Genomic DNA, 24,107 nt, shown 5'->3' on the forward strand with positions numbered 1-24,107 from the left:
AGTGCTAGAGAAAGATGCATGACACAGGAAGAACAACAACGTACGCGCCAAGGAGTTTTGCTTGCCGTTGGCGCCTACACAATGTGGGGTATCGCCCCTATATATTTCAAATCTTTAAGTGACGTTTCCCCATTAGAGATCCTCAGCCACCGTGTAGTATGGTCTTTTTTCCTACTCGCTTTCTTACTACACATTGGCCGCAGCTGGCGTAAAGTCCGTGACACCCTGACCTCAAAACCAAAAATGCTCTATTTAGTGGCGACGTCTATTTTGGTGGGCGCTAACTGGCTTATTTTTATTTGGGCGGTGAATTCCAATCACATGCTTGATGCCAGCTTGGGGTATTACATCAACCCACTGATTAACGTGTTGCTCGGGATGCTCTTCCTCGGCGAACGCTTACGTAAGCTGCAATGGTTTGCTGTGGCTCTGGCTGCGATTGGCGTATTAATCCAATTGATTGCCTTCGGCTCAGTGCCTATCGTCGCCATTGCCCTAGCCTTTAGCTTTGGCTTTTATGGCTTGCTGCGTAAGAAAGTCAGCTTAGAAGCGCAAACGGGTCTGTTCATTGAAACTCTGGTGATGCTGCCTCTCGCCGCAACCTACTTATTGTTTATTGCCGATAGCCCAACCTCAGACTTATCGATGAACCCGGTGCAACTCAACCTGTTACTGGTTGCTGCCGGTGTGATCACCACGGTTCCATTGCTGTGTTTTACTGGCGCTGCAACTCGCTTGAAGCTATCAACACTCGGTTTCTTCCAGTACATTGGACCAAGCTTAATGTTCTTGTTAGCGGTGCTGATTTATGGCGAAGCGTTTACCAGTGACAAAGCGATTACCTTCGCCTTTATTTGGGGAGCGTTGGTGATATTCAGCTTTGATGGCCTGCATAACAACAAGAAGAACAAACGCGCTAAACAGTGATATTGATCGTTTTTTACAAGACAATCCCTTAATACGCAGATAAGCTTGGTTGAATTGATGACTATTTGACCAAGCTTTTTTGTACCATGGATAAAGTCCACTATTACTCTACCCCAACAGAAGATATCAGCCTGATCCAAGCTCAATACCAAGAGTTTGCCTTTCAGCGCCACTATCATTTGGACTTTCACATTGGATTAATTACCCAAGGGCAGCAAAAATTCGCCTATAAAGGGACAAGCCATCATGTAGGTGCAGGCCAAGTTGTTATCATGCCACCTGATGAGCTGCATGATGGGCACTCCAAACTCGATTCGGGTTATCAAGTCAGTGTGTTTGCAGTTTCTCCCCAGTGGTTTCAAGATCTTGCCGATCCCAAGCAAAATGGTCACACATTAGGCTTTTCTGAGTTGATCCTCTCCGATCAAGCTGCGTTCTTACAATTACGCAACTTGCACGGTCTGTTAATCAATCAAAACATCAGCCAACTCGCTCAAGATTGCTTACCATTCGAGGGATTCTCGACGATTGTCGATCGTTATGCTAAATTTGGATCGAAGAGCGACATCAAACTGGGTAATCAATCGATAGAGACGCTCAAAGACTATTTGATGGCGAATTTGGATCAGCCTGTGCGACTAGAACAATTGTCTGAACTGTGCGGCTTAACCACTACTCAATTCCAACGCCACTTTAAGAACAGAATGGGCATCACCCCCTATGCGTGGCTGAGCCGTTTACGTATGGAACAGAGCATGCGCCTTATTAAATCTGGGATCTGTGGCACTAAGGTCGCGCACCAAGTAGGCTTCTGTGATCAAGCACACTTCTCCAAGGCATTCAAAAACACATTCGGCGTACCACCCTCACAAATCAACTAAGTGTTGATAATTTACAATTGCTCGATTTCAAATCACGGTAAGCTACGCTCAATACGATTACTTATTTAAAATAGCGGCAACGTTATTGAGAACTGACATGAACGAAGTCACCATACTGATCACCCTCGCCTCTATCCATTTCATCGCTTTGATGAGCCCCGGCCCAGACTTTGCGTTAGTCGTGCAAAATGCGACACGCCACGGCAGACAAACAGGCTTGTACATTGCGCTTGGTTTATCTTGCGGGATCTTACTGCATTCGTTACTGAGCCTGACGGGAATCAGTTACCTCGTCCACCAGCAACCAACCCTATTTGCCATTATCCAATTGGCGGGCGGCAGCTACTTGTTGTACCTCGGTTTTGGTGCATTAAAAGCCACGTGGCAGATCATCCAACATCATGACGATGACTCAGAGGTCGTTAACTCAAAGGATCTGATTCTCACCAATAAACGTGATGCATTTTCTAAAGGGTTTATGACCAATATTCTCAACCCTAAGGCTTTGGTGTTCTTTGTTAGTTTAATGTCGAGCTTAGTCCCTGCTGATATGTCGCTGTCAGGCAAAGGCTTTGCCCTGATCATCCTATTTGGCCTGTCACTCTTTTGGTTTTCACTACTGGCGTGGATGCTTTCAACCAAAGCACTGCAGAAAAAACTGCATGAGGCGACCGTTTACATCGATGCTTTGTGTGGCGCGGTATTCACCATTATCGGCTTAAGTATTCTTTGGCAGTCACTGTCCGGTTTAATCGCTTAAATTCGAATCAAGATTACAATTCGTTAACAACGCTCTGGCTATCTCATCTTTCCACTGCCAATCTAGCTCTGCATATTAAAAGGAGAAGATCATGCAGTGGAAAACAAAACTAACAACCCTCGCCAGTTCTACCCTACTTTTTGCCTCTCACGTCAGTTGGGCAAATCAAGCTGCCGATTCCGTCGCCCCCGAACAAAGTAGTGGTTTAGAAACCAAACAACTCGTTAAAGCCAATGACTGGATGGTCACAGCAGCCAACCCATTAGCAACACAGGCTGGAGCTGATGTGCTTGCTCGTGGTGGTAACGCCATTGATGCCATGGTTGCCGTTCAGCTTATGCTTGGCTTAGTAGAACCTCAGTCATCAGGTATTGGTGGTGGTGCGTTCCTTGTTTATTTTGATGGCAAGGACAAGCAACTCAAAACCTACGATGGTCGTGAAACTGCACCACTTGATGCCACACCACGTCTATTCCAAGACGAAAACGGACAACCGCTTAAATTCTATGATGCAGTGGTTGGTGGTCGCTCAGTTGCGACACCGGGCACGGTGCAATTGCTGTGGGACACTCACCAGAAATACGGCAAGTTAGAGTGGGCATCACTGATTAAACCTATCGCTCAGCTAGCTGAAGAAGGTTTTACTATTAGTCCACGCTTAGCTACCTTGATTGAAAATGACCAACAGCGACTAAGCCGATTTGCGACAACTAAAGCCTACTTCTTCAATGCCGATGGCAGCCCGAAAACAGCGGGGACTCAACTTAAGAACCCAGAATACGCGGCAACGTTAAACGCTATCTCGAAGAACGGTGCTAAGGCCTTCTATCAAGGTGAGATCTCTGCCGACATCATTAATACTGTGCAAACAGCCAAAGGTAACCCTGGCGTATTAGCGCAGAAAGATTTCGACGCGTATTCAATTAAGCAACGTGATCCAGTTTGTTCTGCTTATGAAAGCTATCAAGTATGTGGAATGGGACCACCAAGTTCAGGTGCATTAACGGTTGGGCAGATCTTAGCGATGACCGAGCAGTTTGACCTCAAATCATGGGGACCAAACGACGCGAAATCTTGGCAAGTGTTAGCAGACGCTTCTCGCCTAGCCTTTGCTGACCGTGGTATGTACATGGCGGATCAAGATTACGTACCGATGCCAACCCAAGGGTTAGTCAATACTGACTATTTGCAGGAACGTGCCCAGTTAATTACCGCAGGCAAGGCATTAGAAAGCGCACCATCGGGCACCCCGCCGTGGGATCACGCGATGCAGAGAAGCCAAGATGTTTCTATTGAATTGCCGTCCACCAGCCACTTCAATATTGTCGATAGCGATGGCAATGTCGTTTCGATGACCACCACCATTGAGAATGCCTTTGGCTCACGCTTGATGGTGAGAGGTTTCCTACTCAACAACGAACTGACGGATTTCTCATTCAAGACCCATAACGATGGTAAGCCTATCGCCAACCGACTTGAACCGGGCAAGCGTCCGCGCTCTTCAATGGCACCGACCATCATCATGCAAGACGATAAACCTTACATGGCGATTGGTTCTCCGGGCGGCAGCCGTATCATAGGTTATGTGGCACAAGCGATCATTGCGCATACCCAATGGGACATGGATATTCAGCAAGCCATCAACCAACCGCACTTCCTAAACCGCTTCGGTACCTTAGATTTAGAAAAAGGAACATCGGCGGAAAACTTCAAACCTGAGCTAGAAAAGATGGGATTTGAGGTCAACGTTCGCGATCTTAACTCCGGTTTACACGCTATTCGTCTCACAAAAGACGGCCTAGAAGGCGCTGCAGACCCTCGTCGTGAAGGTGCAGCCATTGGTCAGTAGGGAATAATCCTCCCTTTTTACTCGCGGCCTTGTGCGAGATCTCTCACAAGGCAGTGAGTAAATATCGATATTTGATGACGAAATCAGTCACCCTAACGTCGTAACTGATTGAATTAAAAAGACACGTACATTTATCACTCAAATAATTATATAGAAATTCGCTTATGCACCATTGCTGATAAATAAGGAATCGGTAATATGAATGGTGTCGGAAGGATGCTGACACGGAACAGGAAACGCCAAGGATTTGGTTATCTTCAGGATGAAGATTCGATTACTCAGGATGAATAATCGGCATGGATAGCGAAATGGACATTGAATGGACGCAATAGTAACTAGGATGGTTGCTACTAAGGAAAGACAATGGACACCTCTGGACGAGGAAAGGACTGAACATCAGGATGATGTAAAGGACACCGCTCAAGGAACAAGTGACGCGCGCTAACGAGGATTGTTGGCAGATCAGGATAAGATCAAGGACACCGCTAGGAAGGCGACGAAAGGAATACGCTGAAGGATAACAGCACACTATCATGGATTTGATGCATGGAGCACACTTAGTAGCCGGATTGCTGCGAGTAAGACTATAGACCCCGATGAGCGCAAGCTCTCGGGGTTTTTCTTTATCTGTCGTTTCATTTATTCCTCTCTCAAACAAATAAGTCAAAGACCTTTGATTACAATTCTGACATTTAAAGCATTCACTTCTTAACCACTTCCGAGTAACGTAAGTCGAACTAGGCTCAACTAGTTTCATAACCATAATTAAACTAAGGACAAATTCATGTCACACGTTACCTTCAAAGGCGCTGCTGTACCGCTAACAGGCACATTCCCACAAACAGGTGAAAAGTCACCAAGCTTTGCACTGACTGCAGGCGATCTTTCTGAACTGACTCTTGCTTCTCTTGAAGGCAAGAAAGTAGTTCTAAACATCTTCCCAAGCATCGACACAGCAACTTGTGCAACGAGCGTACGCACGTTCAACGCAAAAGCGGCAGAGCTTGAGAACACGGTTGTTGTTTGTATTTCTGCTGACCTACCGTTTGCTGCGGGTCGCTTCTGCGAACTAGAAGGCATTGAAGGCGTTCAACACGCCTCAACTTTCCGTTCTCCTGCATTCGCATCAGACTACGGCGTAGCGATTGCTGAAGGTCCACTGTCTGGTCTAACTACACGTGCAGTTGTGGTTGTTGATGAAAAAGGTGTGGTAACACACAGCGAGTTGGTTGCAGAGATCACTGAAGAACCAAACTACGAAGCGGCACTTGCAGCACTGTAAGTCTCCTTTCTAGGCAGAAATGCCTTAAGCTCGATTCAACCTATTTAGACTGGTTCCGAGCAATAAAAAGAGCAGCCATTGGCTGCTCTTTCTGTTTTTAATGCGGATTACTTTTAAATGCTGAACGATTTTTAAAGACCAAACGGCTTTCTAGATACTGAAGTAACGAATTAAAGCTGTTCTAAACGCGCGTAAGCCGTTACTAACCACTTGATACCTTCACCGTTAAACGCGACTTGCACTCGGCTTTGCGGGCCACTTCCCTCGAAGTTGATGATGGTACCTTCACCAAACTTAGGGTGCTTAACGCGAGAGCCCAAACTAAAGCCTGTTTCGTTGAAATTCTCTTTCACGGCGGTTTGGCTAAAGCGACCACTGCTTGCAGGACGGCTCACTTGCGCTTTCATACGCACTTCATCCAGACATGTCTCTGGTAGCTCACGAATAAAACGAGATGGCTTGTGATACTTGTCTTGACCGTACAAACGACGCATCTCTGCGTAGGTGATGTACAGCTTCTCCATCGCACGAGTCATGCCGACGTAGCACAGGCGACGTTCTTCTTCCAAGCGCCCTGCTTCTTCTGCTGACATCTGGCTTGGGAACATGCCTTCTTCGACACCCACCATGAATACCATTGGGAACTCGAGGCCTTTGGCACTGTGCAAAGTCATTAATTGAACCGCGTCATCAAACTCATCAGCTTGACCTTCACCCGCCTCTAACGCTGCATGAGTCAAGAAAGCAGTAAGCATGCTCATCTCATTCGCTTCTTCTGGCTTTTCAAATTGACGCGTTGCCGTTACCAATTCTTCCAAGTTCTCAATACGCGCCTTCGACTTCTCACCCTTCTCTTGCTCGTACATCGCAAACAAACCCGACGATTTAATCACGTGGTCGGTTTGTTCATGCAGGCTAAGTTCTAGCGTGTCATCTTCTAGCGCGTTAATTAGCTCGATAAAACGGCTCAAAGCACCCGCAGCACGGCCTGGTAACACTTGCTCTTCTATCAGAGCAACACTGGCTTCCCACATGGTTGCACCACGATCACGCGCTGCAAGACGAATCGTTTCTAACGTTTTATCACCCAAGCCACGAGTCGGCGTATTGACGACACGTTCGAATGCCGCATCATTGCTGCGGTTACTCATTAAGCGCAGGTAGCTCAAAGCATCTCTGATTTCCTGACGTTCGAAGAATCGCATGCCACCGTAGATTCGGTAAGGCAGGCCACCTTGAATCAAAGCTTCTTCAAGAACACGAGATTGGGCGTTATTACGATATAGCATTGCCGTATCTTCTAGTGCTCCGCCTTTCTCCTGCCACTCTTTGATTTTGCTTACCGTGAAACGCGCTTCATCTAGCTCATTGTAAGCCGAGTACACAGAGATTGGCTCACCATCGTTGCCATCGGTCCACAGCTCTTTACCCATACGCTCGGTGTTGTTCGAAATAAGCTCGTTCGACGCCTGCAAAATGGTTTTGGTTGAACGATAGTTTTGTTCGAGTCGAACCGTTGAAGCTCCTGGGAATTCATCCAAGAACTTTTGAATATTTTCGATTTTCGCGCCGCGCCAACCATAGATAGATTGGTCATCATCACCCACGATCATCACCCGACAATCCGGGCCTGCCATCATACGTAGCCAAGCGTATTGAATGTTGTTGGTATCTTGGAACTCGTCGACAAGGATATGCTTGAAGCGAGCTTGGTAGTGCTCTCGGATGTGTTTCTTATCGCGCAGTAATTCATGCGATCGCAACAAGATTTCAGCAAAGTCGACCAAGCCAGCACGATCACATGCCTCTTGGTAAGCAGAGTAGATCTTTAACCAGGTTTGAGTTATTGGATCATGGTAGGCGTCAATGTGACTTGGGCGCAGCCCTTCGTCTTTTTTACCATTGATCCACCAAGAAGCTTGCTTGGCAGGCCACTGCTTTTCATCAAGGTTTTGCGCCTTGATTAAGCGACGTAGTAAACGAATCTGATCATCTGAATCAATGATCTGGAAATCTTCTGGCAGTTTTGCATCTAGGTAGTGAGCACGAAGGATACGGTGACAAATACCGTGGAAGGTACCGTTCCACATACCCGATGAACTTCCCATCATCAACTCTTCAATACGGCCACGCATCTCTGCTGCCGCTTTGTTGGTGAAGGTAACTGACATAATAGAGAACGGTGATGCTTGCTCTACGCTTTGCAGCCAAGCGATACGATGCACCAACACTCGCGTTTTACCACTACCAGCACCTGCCAGAATAAGTAGGTTTTCTAAAGGTGCCGCGACCGCCTCACGTTGTTTGTCGTTTAGGCCATCGAGTAAAAGCGAAGGATCTATCATTGGATATGCTCACTACTGGGTATTTATACATAAAAGTTGATTATAACCTAAACACTAGGCTGCGTTTAGGATAATAAGAAGAAAAAACAATCAAAAATTAACATCATAAAATCAGCAACTTAAACGATGAATTATCATTATTATTAATATTAATATTAATATTTTTTATAATGCCATGAAATTATTTCCTAGTTCTTCCTATCCTTTTTAGTAAGCAAGTTAACAATTCATTAACCTGCGATGTAAAAATACTATTAAGTCCTAGAGGGAATGACTATGAAAAATTCTAATCTTGCTGTTACAGCTGCAATCACAAGTGTACTAGCGTTCGGCGGTGCAGTTCTTACATCAGCACCTGCGGAAGCAGCAGCAAAAGAAAAATGCTACGGCGTGGCAAAAGCTGGCCAAAATGATTGTGCAACCAAAACAAGTTCATGTGCGGGTACAGCAAAAGAAGACAACCAATCCGATGCATTCGTAGTCGTACCTAAAGGGCTGTGTGGCAAATTATCAGGTGGTAACACTCAATCATCATAATTGAGCTGCTTAGCATGGTGAGCTGACCTTCAGCTCACCTCTACTTCTTATTAGGAGAATCGTTGTGACTCAAACTCTTCACCCCAACACTGGGGTTGGCCTTAGAACACCGCACTTGGACTTCTTTAGCCAAAATCCACCTCTAGTGAGTTGGTTAGAGGTTCACAGCGAGAACTACTTTTTAGCTCAATCACCGCAACGCCAACAACTCAGAGAAATTCGTAACGCACACAACATCAGTTGTCATGGTGTTGGACTGTCTCTTGGTTCAGTCGAGCGTATCAATCAACACCATCTGGTGCAGTTAAAAGACCTAATTAATGATATTGAACCTTTCTTGGTTTCTGACCATCTCAGCTGGAGTCAGACCGGCGGTCACTACTTCAATGACTTATTACCGCTGCCTTATACCGTAGAGGCGTTAGAAGTCTTCTGTCGCAATGTCATCGAGGTTCAAGACAGCCTGCAACGTCCTATGCTGATTGAGAACCCATCGAGTTACCTTGCCTTCAAGCATTCAACGATCCCAGAATGGGAGTTTTTGGCTGAAGTACAGAAGCGTACCGAGTGTCGCCTACTGCTCGATTTCAATAATATTTTTGTCTCATCTTTTAATCACGGTTTCAGCTGTGAAGAATACTTAAACGGAATTCCTGCAGACAAAGTAGAAGAGATTCACTTGGCAGGCTTTACCAAAAAGAAACTCGAACAAGGTGAGATCTGGATAGACACCCACAGCAAGCCTGTCTGTGACGAAGTGTGGCAACTCTACACGCAATGGATAGCACAACATGGTTCGCGCCATACCTTGATAGAGTGGGATTTAGATATCCCAGAGCCACAAATTTTATTGGCTGAAGCGGCCAAAGCCAGTGATATTTTGTATCAAAACGACAAGTTCAACCAAAGGAGTCGCGCATCATGAGCCACTCTTTAGCTAATGTGCAATCGGAGTTTGCTAACGCCCTACGCTATCAAAACAATGGTGAGCACTGCGACATAGTGAGCGACTATTTTACTGATGAGCAACGCATTCAGATTTACCGTAATAACTTTGTGATTAGCTTGAGCGAAGTACTGGCTGCTACGTATCCACTCACTGAAATGCTGGTTGGTGAAGAATGCTTCCAACAGATGGCTCGTCGACATGTCTTAAGTTATCCATCAACCTCTGGTGATGTCAGTGGTTACGGAGAACATTTTGAACAAACTATCCAAGCCTTTCCTGCTGTTATCGAGGCTGCACCTTATCTCGCTGAGGTGGCTTTGTATGAATGGCAAAAAGATAGCTTAGCGAGGACATATTCAAGGAAATCTAACGACTTGTGTCCTCTTTCTGATTTAGCAGATGTGCCACAAGAGCAGCAAGGCGCTTTAGTCTTTCATCTCAAAGATTCAATAACGCTAGTTAATTCTAGCTATACGATTATCGCGCTTGAGCAAGCTATCTACCAGCAACAACTTGACGGGTTAGACATCAACCAACCTGAATTAGGAGTGTTAATCAGAACCGAGAATTCACAGGTTGAGAGCTATCGTTTGACGGAAGAATGCCACCAACTATTAACTGAATTGCAATCGGGTCAAGCACTCGCTCAGATTAACCCTTCACTACTACAACACCTTAATACTGTAATGGCTCTCGACGTCATCTCAGGCTTCTCACTCAATGATGAATTGGAGACATAAAATGGATAACAACACGGTCACAAACATGATGGCTCAATACGATGCATTGATTGAGAAGTCACAATCACTTTTTATCCCCCTGCTACTTTTGTTTTGTCGCTTATGGGTGGCTTGGGTATTCTTCAATTCAGGACTCACCAAAATAGCCACATGGGATAGCACCCTTTATTTGTTTGAGTTGGAATACCAGGTGCCATTGCTGCCTTGGGAATTAGCAGCCTATATGGGTACTGCCGCAGAATTGATTCTGCCTGTTTTCTTAGTACTAGGCCTATTAACACGACCGATGGCAGCAGCGTTATTCGTATTCAACATCATGGCTGTCGTGTCATACCCGGTGTTGTGGGAGCAAGGTTTCTATGATCATCAGTTGTGGGGATTAATGATACTGGTCGTCGTCGTATGGGGAGCCGGACCTATGTCGCTTGATCGAATATTAAGAAAACAATTCGCAAGCTAGACCTATTTTGCATCGTCCTTAAATTTACCTAGCCCTAAACGCAAAAAACCACTCAATCGAGTGGTTTCTTTTTATCTGGGATAAACTACTTGTTTAGAAAAGCTTGTAGTTCTTCAGCAGAGATACCTTGTTCTGCTAACTCTTTTGCTAATAGCTGAACTTGTTCACCTTTACGAGACTCTACCACACGCTGGAATTGGTAAATAATATCTCGCAAAGTATCGATTGGAACTTGTTTTGCCGCACTGCGAATACGCTCTTCACTTTGGTTTCCTAGCTCTTTAAGCAGTTTACCAAACATGACCTTTTCAGGTGCATCTTCCATTTGTTCTAAGATGCGCGCCATTTCGTAGGTTGTTAATGACATTACAGTATTTTCCGTTGTGGTACTAACGTTTCAATGAGTGACAAATATACCATGTTTTAACGTTTCGAAAACCGCCATTTGTATATTTTATCACCCTTGTAACTTATGCCTTTGCAAACGTCGTGTGCCACGACTTACCCGCCTTGCTCGCAAGTACTAACAATGCAGGAACAATCAAGAACATTTGCAGCGCAATCATCACTTGAGACGTTAAATCAAGACGTTGCATGGTACCAACAAGTAGCCCTGAACCGCTCATTTGGAACAAACCAAGCAGCGCAGCGGCTGTACCTGCTCGGTCACCAAAAGGTTCTAATGCCTTACCCGCAGCAGCGCCAAGAATCCATGCAAAACCAACCGAAGATAAGAAGATTGGCAACATGAACGCGATCGCGCTTGCATGCTCAGCAAGCACCAGCATAACCACGCCCGCCAAACCAAGCGTTGAAATACCAACAACCAATGCTTTGTAAGTACCAAAACGGTCCATGAACTTCGGTGCAGTGAATGCAGCCGTGATGTTGATAACCGCGTTAATACCAAACCAGAAAGTAAATTCGTTCATCGTCAAACCTAGGTTTTCCATCAATACAACAGGTGCAGAGGTAACGTAAGCAAGGATTACTGCCATCGCCATCAAGCACAATGTCGCATGGAAGATGAATGATGGTGTTTTCAATACCGACCAGTAACGCTCAAGTTTGAACACCGCGACCTTTTCTGTCGATGGATTAGACTCTTTCATTTGGAAAAACAGAATGGTACCAACCACAACAGCGAACACAGCCATAAAGCTAAAGTTCGAGCGCCAGCCAAACTGTTGAGTCAACCAAGCACCAAGAATCGGTGCTAGTGCAGGAATAAAGCAAATTGCACCATTGAGGTAACTGATCATGCGGCCACTTTTTTCAGGGCCAAATAGATCGCGAACCGTCGCAAAGGCTGCTACAGAAGTCGCACAAGCTCCTAAGCCTTGTAGCAGCCGAGCTATTAGCATCATATCAATCGATTGAGCTGCCCACGCCAAGCAAGCACTCAATGCATAGATACTAACACCTCCCAATGCAACGGTTCGACGTCCTAACTTATCTGCCAAAGGGCCTGCAAATAATTGCCCGACACCCATGGCGAATAAAAACCAAGTAATCGTATCTTGTGCTAGTGCGTGTTCCACGTGAAACGCTGTTGAAATTTGTGGCAGAGCTGGAAGATAAATATCTATAGCCAGAGGGCTAAATAGAACCAGCATTGCCAATAAAGCAACCTGCAGTTTACTAGGGGTTGGAAGCGCGTTAGAAGGCACAGGATTCTCCGAATGAGTTAATTTAGGTGCATAATAACCAACTAAAGATATGAACAAAAATGGCATATACTCATTAGCATTATTCCAAATAGGAAACTCACATGAATATCGAGAAACTATCACGCCTCGACCTCAATCTATTGGTTTGCTTGCAGGTGCTGATGGAAGAGCTGAGCGTCACTCGCACCGCACACCGATTATGCTTGAGCCAATCGGCTGTGAGTAAGTCGCTAGCCAAACTTCGTGAGCAATTTAATGATCCCCTTTTTACGCGAAGTGCTCATGGCCTACGACCAACACCCAAGGCTGTATTTCTCAAGCCTCGATTAGAAACGTTGATCAATCAACTTGATGTGCTTACCCAGCCGGAAATTTTCATTCCCAACAACAGTGACCACAGCTTTCACATTGCTGCCGTTGAGAGTGTTTACCCGCTGATTCTTCCGCACTTCTTACCAGCAATATTTCGACAAGCGCCTAAGGTCAATATCAACACCCACGCGTGGACCGAACAAACCTTTAAGAAGCTGCAGCTTGGTGAACTAGATATCGGACTCACTGGCAAAGACATCGACATCAACGATGCACGTTTAACTATGCTGCCGCCTGACGACATCTGCGAACAAGAGATCTACCGCGACGCACAGATGTGTGTGTTAAGACGCAACCACCCTGCTCTGAGCGGTAAATGGGATCTGGAAACCTACCTTGCGCAGCGTCATGTACAAGTAAGGTGTGATGGTAATGACCGTTGGCTACTAGACTACAAACTTGCCGATCTTGGCCACCAACGTGATATCGCTATTTCAGTTCCAGACTTCAATAGCGCGGCGAGCCTGTGTACCTACACCGACTTTGTGTTTACAGCACCAAGTCACTTCACCTACCTTGTTGCCAAGCAACTCGACTTAGTTGTTGTCCCTCTGCCAATGGAATTCCCACCGATGGCATACACTCTGTTTTGGCACCGTGATAGAGAAAACGACCCAGCGTTAACTTGGTTGCGAGATATCATCAAAGAAAAAACTCTGCACCTTAGATAAAAATGGCGTACAGCGTTTGCAGCCAACGAACAAAAGCGCTAGCTTATTGACCTAATAAGTCCCCTCACATGTATATCTACTGTGAGTGTTAACAAGGACCCTAACAATAAGGATAAACACAGATGCACAATATCACTGCGGAACGCGTTACTGCGGTTCGAGCTTGGCTTGAAGCAAACCAACTAGATGCCGTTATCATCCCACACGAAGATGAATACCTAGGCGAATACGTTCCAGCTCATAACGAGCGACTTCACTGGTTAACTGGTTTCACTGGCTCTGCAGGAGCAGCGGTTATCACTCGTGAAAGCGCTGCTATTTTTGTTGATGGTCGCTATACCGTTCAAGTTCGTAAGCAGGTACCGGCAGAGTTATTTGAGTATCGCCACCTTATTGAAGAGCCGGCTTTAGATTGGATCATCAATTCCCTAGCGCAAGACAGCAAGGTTGCATTTGACCCACGCATGCACACAGCAGCTTGGTTGAAAGGCGCACAAGCGAAGCTGACTGATAAAGTCGAACTCACAACATTAACAGCAAACCCGATTGATGAGCTTTGGTCTGATCGTCCTGAGCCTGTTGTATCTGATGTTCGCCTAATGGCTACAGACGCCGTTGGTCAATCAAGTGAAAGCAAACGCGCTGAAATTGCAGGCCTACTAAAAGCCAAAGGTGCGGATGCCGCTATCCTTACTGAACTAGACTCTATTTGCTGGTTACTCAACGTTCGTGGTTTGGACGTGTCTCGCCTGCCGGTTGTCTTATCTAATGCCATCATTCACGCCGATGAAAGTGTCGATTTCTTCTTAGACCCGGCTCGTATCCCTGCTGGCTTTGAAACACACGTTGGTAATGGTATTCGTGTTTCTCACCCATCTGAGCTTGAAGCCCGCCTTCAATCTTTAGAAGGTAAGAATGTGTCAGTAGATTCAGGCACAAGCAATGCTTGGTACACACTTGTTCTACAAAACGCAGGCGCTCATATCATTGAAGCAGCCGACCCATGCCTAATGCCAAAAGCCGCTAAGAACGCAACTGAAATTGCGGGCATGAAAGCGTGTCACATTCGTGATGGTGTTGCGATGGCCAAGTTCTTGTCTTGGATTGATGCTGAAGTCGCGCAAGGTAACCTACACAACGAAGCGGTGTTGGCTGACAAAGTACAATCGTTCCGCGAGCAAGATCCAACGCTGATGGACCTAAGTTTTGACACGATTTCAGCAGCAGGCGGCAACGCAGCTATGTGTCACTACAACCATGAGAACCAACCTGAACCAGGTCAGCTAGAACTGAATACTCTGTACCTAGTCGATTCAGGCGGTCAGTACTTAGATGGTACGACCGACATCACTCGTACTATCGCGATTGGACAACCAAGCGACGAAATGATTCAGCAGTTCACATTAGCGCTTAAAGGTCACATCGGCATTGCTCGTGCGCGTTTCCCACAAGGTACTCGTGGTTTCCAACTTGATATCTTAGCCCGTCAGCACTTATGGGCAGAAGGCTTCGATTACGATCATGGTACTGGTCACGGTGTTGGTCACTTCCTAAGTGTTCATGAAGGTCCGCAAAGCATCTCTAAGAAGCTGATCGACGTCCCTCTTGTTGAAGGTATGGTGTTATCAAACGAGCCGGGTTACTACCGTGCTGATGAGTTTGGTATCCGCATCGAGAACCTAGAATTGGTAGTTGAGCTGCCAACTCAAGGTGACTTCTCAGTACTAACGTTTGAATCGCTAACACGTTGCCCTATCGATAAGCGCAACATCAACGTCGATCTACTGACACGACCTGAACTTGCGTGGCTGAACGATTACCACCAGAAAGTATGGAATGATGTTAGTCCACTAGTTGAAGGTGATACGTTGGAATGGCTACGTCAGTCAACAACACCACTTGCTCACGCTTAATACATTTCTAGGCAGGTAACTGAACCAAAACTAGTTGCCTCAGTTAGATATTAAAACGGCTACCCTTAGGTAGCCGTTTTTGTTTGTCGATTTCACATCATTGATGTTTCACGTGGAACATTAACCAAGATGTTAGTTAGCCTGAGTAAGCACTGTGCCAATCACGCCACACCGGGTCGAAGCCGCGTTGACGAATCACAGTTTCAACATCAGCTGCACTTCTCTCATCACTTATCTCAAACTGCTCAAGCTCTTCCTCACCCGAAGCATAACCGCCCGGTTGAGTTTTTGACGCGGCGGACATGCTAGTGATACCTAACGGCAACACGTTATCGCGGAACGTTGCAGATTCACGAGTCGAAAGAGACAACTCAACCTCAGGGTTTAATAATCGATAGGCACAGATAAGTTGTACTAACTGCTTATCACTCATAATCGACTTGGGTTGCAAACCACCCTCGCATGGACGAAGACGTGGGAACGAAATCGAGTAACGCGTTTGCCAGTAAGTTCGCTCTAAGTAATCCAAATGAGCGGCCACGAAGAAACAGTCTGTTCGCCAATCTTCCAAGCCAATCAAAGCACCAATCCCTATCTTATCAATACCCGCTTTTGCCAGACGATCAGGCGTTTCGAGCCGGTATTCAAAATCCATTTTATTGCCACGTAAGTGGTGCTCAGCGTAGGTACTTGGGCTATATGTTTCTTGGTAAACCATCACAGCATCTAAGCCAAGCGTTTTGAGCTCTGCGTAGTCGTCTTGATCAAGCGGTTGCACTTCCATCGCAAGGTAGTTAAATTGCGCTTTGATATTCGGTAGCACCTCACGGAAGTATTTCATCCCAACCTTAGTTTCGTGCTCACCGGTCACCAACAACACACTATCGAATTTCATCTTTTTGATGGCCGCACTCTCGGCCTCAATTTCATCTAAGGTTAATGTGCGACGCTTGATGCGGTTCTCCATTGAGAAGCCACAGTAGGTACACGCATTCGCGCACAAGTTTGATAGGTACAAAGGAATATAAAGCGACATAGTATTGCCGAACCGCTTACGTGTTAGCGCCAACGATTGTTGTGCCATCTGCTCTAAGTAAGGTTCTGCCGCTGGAGAGATCAGAGCCTTAAAGTCTTCTAAATCACGCTTAGGTTTACTCAAAGCACGTTCAACATCCGACGCCGTTTTACTGAAGATGGACATACCAATGTCATCCCAGTTGAGCTGTTTAAATCGATCAACAAACGTCATAGCAATACTACTCGTCTAGGAATGAAGTTAGCGGACTGGATGCAACCGCATGAGACACTTGACCTGCTAACCCAGCAAGGTAAGCCATACGACCCGCTTCAACTGCCAACTTAAAGGCAATCGCCATTTCAACAGGCTGTTGAGAAGCAGCAATCGCCGTATTCACTAACACAGCATCTGCACCCATTTCCATTGCACGCGCCGCATGTGATGGAGCACCAATGCCAGCATCAACAATCACAGGTACGTTAGCTTGGTCGATAATGATCTCTAGGAAGTCGGCTGACGCGATGCCCTTATTAGAACCAATCGGTGCACCGAGTGGCATCACAGCAGCACAACCTACCTCTTCTAAGCGCTTACACAATACAGGGTCAGCGTGGCAATAAGGCAACACAACAAAGCCATCTTTCACTAGTTGCTCAGCAGCGTTAAGCGTCTCGATTGGGTCTGGCATCAAGTACTTTGGATCTGGGTGAATCTCAAGTTTTAGCCAGTTAGTACCTAGTGCTTCGCGAGCCAAGTGTGCGGCAAAAATCGCATCCTTCGCGTTCTTCGCACCAGAGGTATTCGGAAGTAGATTAACGCCAGCATCAATAATTGGCTGCAAAATATCATCTTGCTCAGAACGAATATCGACTCTCTTCAATGCCATGGTTGCCAATTGAGAACCTGACGCTTCGATAGCACTCGCCATCAAATGCTTGTTTGCGAACTTGCCGGTTCCAGTGAACAGACGTGATTGAAACGTTTTATCTGCGATGGTTAACATGGTTAGCCCCCTGCAATAGCTTGGAAAAGAGAGATGGAATCGCCTTCGTTGACGATGGTTTGTTGCCATTGACTGCGTGGTACAACCGCATTATTGATAGCAAATACACACCCTAAATCAGGTAGCGATAGTGCTTGGATGATGTCTGAAAGAGACGACGATTGCGCGACCTGCTCTGGTTGCTCGTTTATAGAAATAGTTATGTGGCTCATTGTGCTTCTTCTTCTAGTTGTTGGACCGCATCTTTGTTGCAAACCGGACATTCGCTATCTTGATTGACCATTAGGTTTTGCCAGTTCATGGTCTGGCCATCGAACAGCTTTAGTTGATGTGTAGCGACTTTAAACTCACCACTACTAATACGCTGAATAGCAGCAAGAGCTTGGAGGTTACCTATAGTGCCGACCACTGGACCAATGATGCCGCTATCACTACAACGCGTTGTTTGTGGATGGTGCTCAAACGGGAAAAGGCAGTGGTAACACCCTTTCTGGTTCTGATAATCAAAGACAATAAATTGACCTTTCCAACCGATTGCAGAACCCGATATCAAAGGTGTATTAGCTTTAAAACAAGCTCGGTTAACCTGCTGGCGTGACGCGAAGTTGTCAGTACAATCCAACACGAGATCAGCCAACATGACTTCTAATTCAAGTTGGCTTTCACTCATTCGTTGATTGATGGTTCTTACTTGGCTGCGGCCATTGAGTTCATTCAATTGCTGTTTAAGTGCTTCAACCTTGGGAGAACCTAATTGGCTTTCCTTGAACGCTACCTGTCTTTGCAGATTGGATGAATCAACACAATCGTCATCGACCAACACGATTCTTCCAATTCCAGAAGCTGCGAGATAGAGAGCAGCAGCATTACCCAAGCCACCACAACCAATCACCAACGCATGGCTGTTTAACAGGTTTCGTTGACCTTGCTCACCTACCTCAGGTAATGCAATTTGTCGTTGGTAACGAATGAACTCAAAGTCACTCAGCATAGCTAGGCTCCCGCATAACCTCTTTACTCGTCATTGAAGAGTTAGGAGCCATCAGCTTGTCGAAGAATTCGATCACTTTTTGTGGGTCTTCCGCTAATGTAATCGCACGTACAACCGCCAAGCTCGATACACCACAATCCCAAACCTGCGCAGCAGTCGATTGGTCAATACCGCCAATAGCAACCGTCGGATAACCAGTAAGTTCTTCTGTGTATGGGATGGTATCAATTAGCTGTTGGTACAGAGATAAACGTACCAAGCCTTGAGGCTTTGATGGCATCTGTTTCGTCGTAGTCGGAAATATATGGCCTAGTGCAATGTAGCTTGGATTGATTTGGACGATGCGCAGCAACTCATAATAACCATGAGTAGATAGACCGATCTTAATGCCCGCTTGGCTCAGTTGGGAAAGGTTTGATTCTTCAATATCCTCTTGCCCAAGGTGCACACCAAAAGCACCATGCTTAAGTGCAAGCTGCCAGTAATCATTAATAAAAACCTGAGCGTTATGTTCACGACCAAGTTCGATAGATCGCGCGACTTGTTGCTCTAAATCGGCTTGTTGAGGGTTCTTAATACGCAGTTGGACAGTATTGATTCCGAGTTTAAGCAATCTTTCTATCCACTCAACATCATCAACCACCGGGTATAAACCGAGGCTATTCTTAGTTAACTCAGGGAAAGAAAGTGATGTCCCTTGGTTAGCCCAACCAACGCTGATATCCAATCGTTCATCTTCTAGAACAGGGATAGGAAAATTTTGATAGTGTGCTGGCCATGTTCCACGTGAAACATTCGATGCAGCGCGAGCTAAAACCAACGCATCTTCCAATGGAAATTCCAACGCCAATAAAGTGAGTAACCAAGCAAAGTGACCATTGCTATCTAATTCTTTATGAGCTGTAGTGTCACTCTTGATAACACGATTAGCATCTAGGTGTGACCAGATATCTAACACAGCTGAATCATCGGAGACTCCGATATAGACGGTGTTCGAAGCTTGAGTCAAAGCGGCACAAACATCGGTTAAAGCAACTGAATTACTGTAATCAACAACATGGTTCAGTTGCTCTAACTGACACTCCGCCAATGAATCAACATCATGAGCAAAGCCAATAGATAATGCTTGTTGAGCATCAACGATAGAGAAGTATTGAGTTGGGCTTACACCCAACTCAACTGCATCAGTTGCTAAACCTTGTCGTTTAGCAACCAATAGACAGTTTTGAACCTCCCCCGTTAACTCGATGTATTGAGATGGGATGAGAATCTTCACTGTCATTATTCCTCTAATTGAGCTTCTTTTGCGCCTACAGCAGGGTGATAAAGTTCAGAGCCAGTATCACGGAACTCCTGTGATTTTTGACGCATTCCCTCCAACGGGTTATCTAGCATCTTAATCTCGATAGCCTGATCAGCGGCTACTTGTTCAGTGTCTTTCGCATACTCTCGAACTTCTTGAGAAATCTTCATCGAGCAGAACTTAGGCCCACACATAGAGCAGAAGTGAGCAACCTTGCCCGACTCTTGTGGCAGAGTTTCATCGTGGAAAGAACGCGCTGTTTCTGGGTCTAAAGCTAGATTAAATTGGTCTTCCCAACGGAATTCAAAACGAGCTTTAGATAATGCATTATCTCGGATTTGTGCGCCCGGATGCCCTTTTGCCAAGTCTGCTGCATGTGCTGCCAGCTTGTAAGTAATCAAGCCAGTCTTCACATCTTCTTTATTTGGTAAACCCAAATGCTCTTTAGGTGTTACATAACAAAGCATCGCACAGCCGTACCAACCAATCATTGCCGCGCCAATACCAGAGGTAATGTGGTCATAACCAGGTGCGATATCTGTAGTCAGTGGGCCTAATGTATAGAAAGGTGCTTCATGGCAGTGCTCTAACTGCTCGTCCATGTTCTCTTTAATAAGATGCATAGGTACATGTCCAGGACCTTCAATGATCACCTGAACGTCGTATTCCCAAGCAACTTTAGTTAACTCACCTAGAGTACGTAACTCCGAGAACTGAGCCTCATCATTGGCATCTGCAATAGAGCCAGGACGTAGGCCATCACCGAGTGACAAAGCCACATCGTACTTCGCACAGATCTCGCAGATCTCGCGGAAGTGTGTGTATAAGAAGCTTTCTTGGTGATGTGCAAGACACCATTTCGCGATGATAGATCCACCACGAGAGACAATGCCAGTCACACGTTTAGCCGTCATAGGTACGTAACGAAGAAGCAAACCTGCGTGGATAGTGAAGTAATCAACGCCCTGCTCCGCTTGTTCAATCAGGGTATCGCGCATCACTTCCCAGTTAAGGTCTTCGGCTACGCCATTCACTTTTTCAAGCGCCTGATACATAGGAACCGTACCAATCGGCACTGGGCTATTACGTAGGATCCATTCACGAGTCTCGTGGATATTACGGCCAGTAGAGAGGTCCATTACGGTATCGCCGCCCCAGCGGGTTGACCATACTAGCTTCTCAACTTCTTCTTCAATTGAAGAGCTTACCGAAGAGTTACCGATATTGGCGTTCACTTTCACTAAGAAGTTTCGGCCAATAATCATAGGTTCTGATTCTGGGTGGTTGATGTTTGAAGGGATGATAGCTCGGCCTTCAGCGACCTCTTTACGCACGAACTCAGGGGTAATTTCTTTGGGTAGGTTTGCGCCAAAGTTATGGCCAGGGTGTTGGTGATTAAGCTGTTCATCAGCGAACTTCTGACGCCCCATGTTCTCACGTATCGCAATGTACTCCATCTCAGGAGTGATAATTCCCTGACGAGCATAATGCAATTGAGTTACGCATTGCTCGCCAGTAGCGCGACGGATTCTAGGCAGGTTTCCGTAACGAAGGTTATCTAGGGTTTCATCTTCTAAACGTTCTTTGGTGTAAACAGAGCTTACATCATCGAGCAATTCCGTATCGCCACGCTCTTCAATCCATTGCTCTCGCAACTTAGGAAGGCCGCTATAAAGGTCTATTTCATGTGTAGGATCGGTATAAACACCGGAGGTATCGTAGACATGAATCGGCTCATTAGGTTCGAATACAGGCTCTTTTTTGGTACCACCAACAAGGCTATCTGCGAGTGAAATTTCTCGTACAGGGACTTGAATGTCCTCTCGAGATCCTTGGATGTAAGCTTTTTTTGAATTTGGATAAGGTTGCACGGATAAAGAATCAATGAAATTCTTCGCTTCCAGTCTTGCTTGTTTACGACTCGACATAGCATTTTTCCTTGGCTTTTAGCCATTATTTATAGGGATAAAAATGCTTGACGGATTTGATGCTACAAGAGGGATCACAACAAGAAAATACAGTTGTGATCTGGAGATAGATCTCTAGAAGGATTCTAGTTTGATATCTACTCTTGTTCCCTTCGCAGGTATTAGCCTGATCAGGTTCAACGGATCCCGAGTTAACGGTCTCAGCCATATGGCACTCCGACAAGTTCGATCGAGTATATAAAAACGGCTTGGATAAACCAAGCCGAGTTGTTAACAAATCGTAAGAAAGTTTTAAGACTTTATCAAAAGTTGGAAGCCGATCCATGCAGCTGAGATGCTGAGAACCACGTTGAGTAGCACATTGAGTCCCATCTTAAAGAAAGCACCCTGCTGCATAAGAAGCACGTTATCCATCGAAAATGTAGAAAATGTAGTCAATGCTCCAAGGAAACCAAGACCGATGATCTGCCTCCATGGTTCTGTCGCAACCATCTCATTCTCAAACGCTGCGATGAGCAAACCCATAATTAAAGAGCCAATTACGTTAACTGTCAGTGTACCGTAAGGGAAACCACGTCCTAGCATCACCACACATAACTCTGAAATCAAATAACGCGAACAAGCACCAAATGCGCCACCAATGGCAATAAAACCTAAAATAGATAACTGACCCATGAATCCTCCCAAACAATAGTCCCTATATTCTAGCTTTACCGTCGATAAAAGCGAGGGTAGAAACTAAGAATGCATGCGCAAATATTAAACGTTACAGGTGTCACTTAACTTCAATATATCCCATCAATCCTGTTTTCATGTGCTCAATTACATGACAGTGGTACATCCAGCTTCCTGGGTTGTCTGCAACAAATGCAGCTTTAGCTCGGCCATTTTTTCCAAGTAACACTGTATCGGTATGGAAAGGCTCTTCAATTTTTTTACCATCAAGTTCCAATACAGTAAATGTATGACCATGAATATGAATCGGGTGATGATATTGAGTGACGTTCTTAAGATCGAATATGTAAGTCTTACCCAACTCTAAAGTCGCCAACGGTTCAGGAATATTGTCTTTGCTCATTCCTTCCCATGCTCTTTTATTTGTTAGCCAAAACTTAGGCATCGATTTTCCATCTTTGGATACTGGAGAAACAGCCCCTTCCCATTCAAATAAAAAGTCGATCTCTTCAGCATTAGCAAGATCTAGGTTGGGCACTGGATTCAATGGTAGTAATGGCAACGAACGTCCTTGAGCAAATGCTGAATCTACGACTTCAAATTCACACAAAGAAAATGGGAAACGCCCCTTCATATGGAGAACGTTAACTCGCTCACCAGCTTTAGGAGCGATCAGTCCGATATCAACACGCATACCCGGACCAATTTTATGTTGAGTCAGTTTATAAGGCGTTTTTACAGGATTACCATCGATGGCTATAACCCATGCTTCAGCCCCTTCGACAGCAATAGGGTAAGTGATCGTATTATCGACATTAGCAATACGCAGTCTAGTCGCTGCATACTGCTTCAACTGATATACAGGTTCATGGACTCCATTAACACTACTCCACTCCCCAGGAGTGCCCATACGAGCACTGAGTCGTGGGATCATTAAATCTTTCCATTGACCCTGCTTGTCGATGTGCCAATGCTTAAGCATCAATGCGTGTTCTTCATCGAACCGTACTGGATTGCTCTCTTCTACGATAATAAGACCAACTAAGCCCATACCAAGCTGCTTCACGCTATTCATGTGTGGGTGATACCAAAACGTACCGGCATCTGGCGGCGTAAACTCATAAATGAATGTTTCACCTGGCATGATTGGTGGCTGACTTAAGAAAGGAACCCCATCCATTTCGATAGGAATTCTTAAACCATGCCAATGAATAGTCGTCGGCTCTGATAGCTTATTCGTAAAGCGGATCGTGACCTTTTCACCCTGTCGACATCGAATCGTTGGCGCTGGAATCTGGCCATTAAAGCCTAGAATATTAGTCTCAAATCCCGTTACTAGTTCAGCGGTTGAAGGCTCTGCCGTTAGGTCGTAAACATACTTTCCTTGTTCATCAACCAACCGTTTAATTGAGCAAGCGGGCAGTACAGTGAGTGCTGATATAGCGAGAGATGATTGAATAAACTTACGACGGGAGATATCCATATTTGTTGCCTTTTAGTAATAACGACCAAAATGTAACAAAATATTGAGAATAATTCTCATAAAGAAGTGGGGATTGTGCTGTTGATTGTTTATAAAAGAGGCTGGGATAAGTAAGCACTTACACTTTTAAGGCTAGGTTTTATTAAAAGCAGGAATTGTCGACTAAAAATCGAACAAATATAAAGTGAAAAAACAGAACTTCTGCTGAGGCATTGATATGGCAGGGTGGAGGTTTCGACTCCCAACAAGCTCTATTTTGGTAAGTCGGAGAATCCGCTGCTTTGCTAATGGCGTATATATTAGATTCAGAAAGCAAAAAGGCTCTAGCATTTCTGCTAGAGCCTTAAATA

22 protein-coding genes and 1 riboswitch are annotated in these 24,107 nt (G+C 45.5%); of the genes, 11 read left to right on the top strand and 11 right to left on the bottom strand.

All coding sequences use genetic code 11. From position 1 onward, the window contains the following. The first annotated feature begins 18 nt into the window (after positions 1-18). From rarD to tpx, 5 genes are all read left to right on the top strand, one after another. Positions 19-927, top strand: coding sequence for an EamA family transporter RarD (gene rarD / locus OQJ75_RS21025; RefSeq protein ID WP_265974757.1), 909 nt, complete (start codon positions 19-21; stop codon positions 925-927). Positions 928-1,013: 86 nt separating this feature from the next. Next, the gene (locus OQJ75_RS21030; RefSeq protein ID WP_265974756.1) at positions 1,014-1,808 is read left to right on the top strand and encodes an AraC family transcriptional regulator; all 795 of its coding nucleotides are present in this window, start codon (positions 1,014-1,016) and stop codon (positions 1,806-1,808) included. A gap of 97 nt (positions 1,809-1,905) precedes the next feature. Then, entirely contained in the window at positions 1,906-2,568 is a 663-nt protein-coding gene (locus OQJ75_RS21035) for a LysE family translocator (protein ID WP_265974755.1), read from the top strand. Positions 2,569-2,659: 91 nt separating this feature from the next. Then, positions 2,660-4,417, top strand: a complete 1,758-nt coding sequence (gene ggt, locus OQJ75_RS21040) for a gamma-glutamyltransferase (protein WP_265974754.1) — start codon at positions 2,660-2,662, stop codon at positions 4,415-4,417. Between the two features lie 784 nt (positions 4,418-5,201). Continuing rightward, positions 5,202-5,699: a thiol peroxidase gene (gene tpx / locus OQJ75_RS21045; protein ID WP_009848186.1), complete on the top strand. Its 498-nt coding sequence runs from the start codon at positions 5,202-5,204 to the stop codon at positions 5,697-5,699. Positions 5,700-5,869: 170 nt separating this feature from the next. Here tpx and uvrD read toward each other — a convergent pair whose 3' ends face one another. After that, positions 5,870-8,044, bottom strand: a complete 2,175-nt coding sequence (gene uvrD / locus OQJ75_RS21050) for a DNA helicase II (protein WP_265974753.1) — start codon at positions 8,042-8,044, stop codon at positions 5,870-5,872. A gap of 276 nt (positions 8,045-8,320) precedes the next feature. Here uvrD and OQJ75_RS21055 point away from each other — a divergent pair, with 276 nt between their 5' ends. The 4 genes from OQJ75_RS21055 (at position 8,321) to OQJ75_RS21070 (ending at position 10,730) form a co-directional block, all read left to right on the top strand. After that, positions 8,321-8,581, top strand: a complete 261-nt coding sequence (locus OQJ75_RS21055; protein ID WP_004736650.1) for a DUF2282 domain-containing protein — start codon at positions 8,321-8,323, stop codon at positions 8,579-8,581. 64 nt (positions 8,582-8,645) lie between these two features. Beyond that, positions 8,646-9,506, top strand: a complete 861-nt coding sequence (locus OQJ75_RS21060; protein ID WP_265974751.1) for a DUF692 domain-containing protein — start codon at positions 8,646-8,648, stop codon at positions 9,504-9,506. Then, on the top strand, positions 9,503-10,270 hold the full coding sequence (locus tag OQJ75_RS21065; RefSeq protein ID WP_265974750.1) for a DNA-binding domain-containing protein: 768 nt from the start codon (positions 9,503-9,505) through the stop codon (positions 10,268-10,270). The genes OQJ75_RS21060 and OQJ75_RS21065 overlap by 4 nt, the downstream gene beginning before the upstream one ends. A 1-nt stretch (position 10,271) precedes the next feature. Next, positions 10,272-10,730, top strand: a complete 459-nt coding sequence (locus OQJ75_RS21070) for a DoxX family protein (RefSeq protein WP_265974749.1) — start codon at positions 10,272-10,274, stop codon at positions 10,728-10,730. A gap of 85 nt (positions 10,731-10,815) precedes the next feature. On the opposite strand, the gene OQJ75_RS21075 is transcribed toward OQJ75_RS21070, so the two are convergent. Both OQJ75_RS21075 and OQJ75_RS21080 read right to left on the bottom strand, forming a co-directional pair. Continuing rightward, positions 10,816-11,097 carry a hypothetical protein gene (locus OQJ75_RS21075; protein WP_004736654.1) on the bottom strand — a complete coding sequence of 94 codons (282 nt, stop codon included), beginning with the start codon at positions 11,095-11,097 and terminating at the stop codon, positions 10,816-10,818. A 103-nt stretch (positions 11,098-11,200) separates the two neighbouring features. Further along, the gene (locus OQJ75_RS21080) at positions 11,201-12,400 is read right to left on the bottom strand and encodes a multidrug effflux MFS transporter (protein WP_265974748.1); all 1,200 of its coding nucleotides are present in this window, start codon (positions 12,398-12,400) and stop codon (positions 11,201-11,203) included. Between the two features lie 101 nt (positions 12,401-12,501). Here OQJ75_RS21080 and OQJ75_RS21085 point away from each other — a divergent pair, with 101 nt between their 5' ends. Both OQJ75_RS21085 and OQJ75_RS21090 read left to right on the top strand, forming a co-directional pair. Next, positions 12,502-13,443 (top strand): LysR family transcriptional regulator, encoded by a 942-nt coding sequence (locus OQJ75_RS21085; protein ID WP_265974747.1) that lies wholly within the window; start codon positions 12,502-12,504, stop codon positions 13,441-13,443. 122 nt (positions 13,444-13,565) lie between these two features. Next, positions 13,566-15,356 (top strand): aminopeptidase P family protein, encoded by a 1,791-nt coding sequence (locus tag OQJ75_RS21090; protein WP_265974746.1) that lies wholly within the window; start codon positions 13,566-13,568, stop codon positions 15,354-15,356. A gap of 136 nt (positions 15,357-15,492) precedes the next feature. Here OQJ75_RS21090 and thiH read toward each other — a convergent pair whose 3' ends face one another. From thiH to OQJ75_RS21130, 8 genes are all read right to left on the bottom strand, one after another. Next, positions 15,493-16,605: a 2-iminoacetate synthase ThiH gene (gene thiH, locus OQJ75_RS21095; RefSeq protein ID WP_265974745.1), complete on the bottom strand. Its 1,113-nt coding sequence runs from the start codon at positions 16,603-16,605 to the stop codon at positions 15,493-15,495. A 7-nt stretch (positions 16,606-16,612) separates the two neighbouring features. Then, positions 16,613-17,377: a thiazole synthase gene (locus OQJ75_RS21100; protein WP_048662847.1), complete on the bottom strand. Its 765-nt coding sequence runs from the start codon at positions 17,375-17,377 to the stop codon at positions 16,613-16,615. A 2-nt stretch (positions 17,378-17,379) separates the two neighbouring features. Next, entirely contained in the window at positions 17,380-17,589 is a 210-nt protein-coding gene (thiS, locus tag OQJ75_RS21105) for a sulfur carrier protein ThiS (RefSeq protein WP_019820040.1), read from the bottom strand. Next, positions 17,586-18,368, bottom strand: a complete 783-nt coding sequence (locus tag OQJ75_RS21110; RefSeq protein WP_265974744.1) for a HesA/MoeB/ThiF family protein — start codon at positions 18,366-18,368, stop codon at positions 17,586-17,588. Before OQJ75_RS21110 ends, thiS begins: the two co-directional genes overlap by 4 nt. Then, on the bottom strand, positions 18,358-19,650 hold the full coding sequence (locus OQJ75_RS21115) for a thiamine phosphate synthase (RefSeq protein WP_265974743.1): 1,293 nt from the start codon (positions 19,648-19,650) through the stop codon (positions 18,358-18,360). Before OQJ75_RS21115 ends, OQJ75_RS21110 begins: the two co-directional genes overlap by 11 nt. Continuing rightward, entirely contained in the window at positions 19,650-21,599 is a 1,950-nt protein-coding gene (gene thiC / locus OQJ75_RS21120) for a phosphomethylpyrimidine synthase ThiC (RefSeq protein WP_265974742.1), read from the bottom strand. Before thiC ends, OQJ75_RS21115 begins: the two co-directional genes overlap by 1 nt. Positions 21,600-21,729: 130 nt before the next feature. Next, positions 21,730-21,828: riboswitch (TPP riboswitch) on the bottom strand. 62 nt (positions 21,829-21,890) lie between these two features. Further along, the gene (crcB, locus tag OQJ75_RS21125; RefSeq protein WP_004736665.1) at positions 21,891-22,274 is read right to left on the bottom strand and encodes a fluoride efflux transporter CrcB; all 384 of its coding nucleotides are present in this window, start codon (positions 22,272-22,274) and stop codon (positions 21,891-21,893) included. A 100-nt stretch (positions 22,275-22,374) separates the two neighbouring features. Continuing rightward, the gene (locus OQJ75_RS21130) at positions 22,375-23,757 is read right to left on the bottom strand and encodes a multicopper oxidase family protein (RefSeq protein ID WP_265974735.1); all 1,383 of its coding nucleotides are present in this window, start codon (positions 23,755-23,757) and stop codon (positions 22,375-22,377) included. Between the last annotated feature and the right edge of the window lie 350 nt (positions 23,758-24,107).

Source organism: Vibrio sp. 14G-20 (assembly GCF_026241515.1).
Classification (GTDB): Bacteria; Pseudomonadota; Gammaproteobacteria; order Enterobacterales; family Vibrionaceae; genus Vibrio.